The following is a 590-nucleotide window of genomic DNA, read 5'->3' on the forward strand; positions in this document are numbered from 1 at the left end:
GTCCCTGTCAGTCGGGACGTGTTTATACGGAATGTTGCGCACCGTTTCATGCGTGTGAGGCGGCGGCCTCGAAGGCGGAAGAGTTGATGCGTTCGCGTTACAGTGCGTATGTTTTGCAGGAAATCGACTATATCGTGGACACGACTGTCCCTGCGCAGCAGAATTTGTTGGACAAGCAGGATTTGGCGTCGTGGAGTAAGCAGACGCAGTGGTCGGGATTGAAGGTTATCCGTCATGTGCCGTTTGGCAAACTGCATGCTTTGGTCGAGTTTGAGGCGTATTTTGAGGAGAATGGGCAAACTGAGTGCCATCATGAATTGTCGGCGTTCGTGAAAATAGACGGGCGTTGGTACTTTATTGATCTGACCGTTGCTTTGCCGACGATGAAACAGCCTTGTTTGTGCGGTTCGGGCAAAAAGTTTAAGGCGTGTTGCGGACAGTTTTTCAAATAGTAGTGTAAACAGGCCGTCTGAACGTTCAGACGGCCTGAGCTGTTTTTGCCGATAAAAAAAACCATTCATACTAAGGGAGAAGTATGAATGGCAAATACATTGCGGGAAAACGTCTTACTTGCTGCACCGCCCAAAAGG

Annotated in this window: 1 protein-coding gene; it reads left to right on the forward strand. The window is 49.3% G+C overall.

What is annotated here, in order from left to right:
* Positions 1-452, forward strand: a 452-nt coding sequence (locus ACTHUM_RS17785; protein WP_440403660.1) for a YchJ family protein, incomplete at its 5' end; no start/stop codon positions are given.
* Positions 453-590 lie beyond the last annotated feature (138 nt).

The organism is Neisseria sp. P0021.S006 (assembly GCF_051956895.1).